We start from the raw sequence: 2,683 nt of genomic DNA, 5'->3' as shown, positions 1-2,683 counted from the left end.
ATGAGAAAATCCAGGCGTTCCTGCAAGATCGCGGCTGGGTGCAGGGCGAGTCGGCCAACAACCCGGCGAATGGCACCCTGGTTGTCGCCTCGGCCGACATCGCGATGGACCCGACCAGCGTCGACTTCAGCCAGGCGCGCCTGATCGCCACTGAAGAGGCCTTCCTCCAGGCCATGGGGGAGCTCGTTTCGCAGGATTCGGTGGTCATCGGCAAGCGCATGGCCGACCGTTTCATGCAGGATGGCCTTCCAGAAGATGTAGCCGACACCAGCACCTTGGCACAACTGAGCGAGGCCCTGTCGAGCCGAATGGCCGAGGCTTCCGTGCAGACCCTCAACAAGGTGATCGAGGAGCTCGGGGGAGATGCCAGCCAGCTTCCCCAGCTCAACCTCGCCGAGCGCAAGCAGCTTATCCATGACGAGTTCGTCACCGAGACCACTTGGCGCGCCATGGGTGAACTCTCCGGCATCGGCGTCTTTGGCGTCATTGAGCAAGTCGGCGGCGACGGGCCGGTCAATAACGGCCGGGTCAGCGTGGTGGTGGTCAAGTCGGAGCGCTTCAACGAGTTCGGCCGTCAGCTCCGCACCGGCGACGTGGCACCGGGCCAAGCGATCCCCGTCGAAACCATCCAGACACGCCTGGGACCCCAGCTCGAAGAGGGCACTCCCATGCTCGGCTACTTCGGCGTGCAACCGATCGTCGATGAGAAGGGACGCTATGGGCTGATCTCCTTCGGCATGGGTGCTCCGGCCCTGGTACGCGGGAGCATGGATGAGTTCGCCATCAGTGCCGAGCTGGAGGCGGCGCGCACCAGCGCCCAGATGATGGCAGACGGCTGGCTGGCGCAGTTCGCGAGCATGACCGTGCAGGGTCAGAAGGAAAGCACCAAGCGCAAGCTGCGCGAGCAGGTGCGCGAAACGCGTGGCGACGGCAGCTCGCGCCTGTACACCGAAGAAGGCGTAGGGCGCATGGTCAACAGCATTCTGGAGTCCGAGGCCGACGCCCACCTACAGGGCGTGCAGACCGTGGGGCAGTGGAACGCCACCGACCCCAGCACCGGCCATCCGTACCTTGGTTACGTGAAGTACTGGTCACCCGGCACCTCGGCCAAGGCTCAAGGCCTGACCCAGCGTGACGATCCCGGACAAGCCGACAGCGGCACGGGATCGAGCACTCCGGCCAGCAGCCGATCCACCGGCACGTTCGGGGAGTGGTGATGAGCAGCCCAACAGCAATTTTTCGAATCGTCACCTGGCTGGTGGTGGCGGGCCTGCCGCTCGTTGCTCAAGGCGGAGTACAGACCAAGGTGGTACAGGCCGAGGCCACCGGGGTCGATCGCGAGGAGGCGATCTTCAACGCGCTGGGCGAGGCGGTACGTCAGGTACACGGCGCTCAGGTGGACGCCAGCCGCGAGCTGCGCCGCTCTATGGATCGCGTCTCGGTACGTGACGACCAAGGCCGCGAGGCCTCGGTGACCCACGAGTCTCGGGTGGAAAGCGGTACCAAGGTTCGCAGCCAAGGGTTGATCAGTGGCTATGAGGTGCTAGATGTGAGTCCTGCCCCCGGTGGTGGCCAGCTAGCGAGGCTCAAGGTGACTGTGCCGGTGTACCGCGTGCCGGGCACGGGCGCTCAGAACAACCGCCGCCGTCTGGCTGTCTATCCTGTGGAAGTCGACGCTGCCCAACTGCGCATCAACGGGGAGGCACTGGCTCCCGGTGACGTCTCGGCTCGGCTCACCCAGGCGCTGGTGCAGGCCATGGTCGGGTCGCGGCGTTTCAACGTACTCGACCGCGACATGCAGCAGGCGATTCGCGCCGAGCAGGCCTTCGTTGCGTCCGGCCGCGTTCCGCTGGCAGAGAAAGCGATGCTCGGCCGCAACTTGGGTGCCGACTACCTGATGGTGACCCGCCTGACGGAACTCGACATGGCCCTGCGCAAGGTGGAGAACCCCGTCACCGGCGAGCGTTCACATAAGGGCGATGGCGTCGTCACCCTCGAGGCGCGGGTGGTGATTCCCGCTACCGGTCAGGTGATGTGGAGCCACAACCTGAGTACCGACCTTGCGGCGCTTGGCATTGACAGCCCCGGCAACGGCGGCACAACCCAGCGAGTATTCAATGCCCTGGGAAGCGAGCTCACCTTTCAGGCGCTCAATGTCATCTACCCCCTGCGCGTGGTGGAGAGCCGCGGCAGCGATATCGTGCTCAACCAGGGGGGAACGATCGTCAAGCCGGGGCAGCGCTGGGCGGTATACGACATCGGCAAGGCCTACACGGACCCCTACCACGGCGAGAGTCTGGGAAGTCGCGAAACGTGGGTGGCCGACGTCGACATCACCCGCGTTGCTGACAAGGTCGCACATGCGCGAATTGTTAAGGGTGCCGTGGAGGGAAATGGCCAAGTGCTGCGGCGTATCGACGCCACCGGCCAAACGACACGCGAGGCCGAACGGGAGGCTATGCGCGGGACACGAGAGCGGGTCTGCTTACCCATGGACCCATGCTGACACCCCTGCGAACACTAATGTAACGGGCTCTACCCCGGGTGCTTCCCTGGGAAGAGCCCACATGAATCGGCCCCATCTAGGTCTGGACGATGCAACACCCCGATGAGGTGTCTAGGAAAGTCGGGGCGATTCACATCGCCTTCTGCCGCGCAGCCTTGCGCTAACCCAGTCGTTGCT

At 64.6% G+C, this 2,683-nt stretch carries 2 protein-coding genes; both read left to right on the top strand.

The genetic code is table 11. The features are described from left to right. Positions 1-1,217, top strand: a 1,217-nt coding sequence (locus tag RI841_RS14375; RefSeq protein ID WP_310706319.1) for a DUF6844 domain-containing protein, incomplete at its 5' end; no start/stop codon positions are given. Then, positions 1,217-2,506, top strand: a complete 1,290-nt coding sequence (locus RI841_RS14370) for a CsgG/HfaB family protein (protein ID WP_310706318.1) — start codon at positions 1,217-1,219, stop codon at positions 2,504-2,506. The genes RI841_RS14375 and RI841_RS14370, both read left to right, overlap by 1 nt. Positions 2,507-2,683 lie beyond the last annotated feature (177 nt).

This window comes from Halomonas sp. (genome assembly GCF_031581305.1).
Taxonomy (GTDB): Bacteria; Pseudomonadota; Gammaproteobacteria; order Pseudomonadales; family Halomonadaceae; genus Halomonas.
This window is presented reverse-complemented; position numbering and strand designations above follow the sequence as displayed.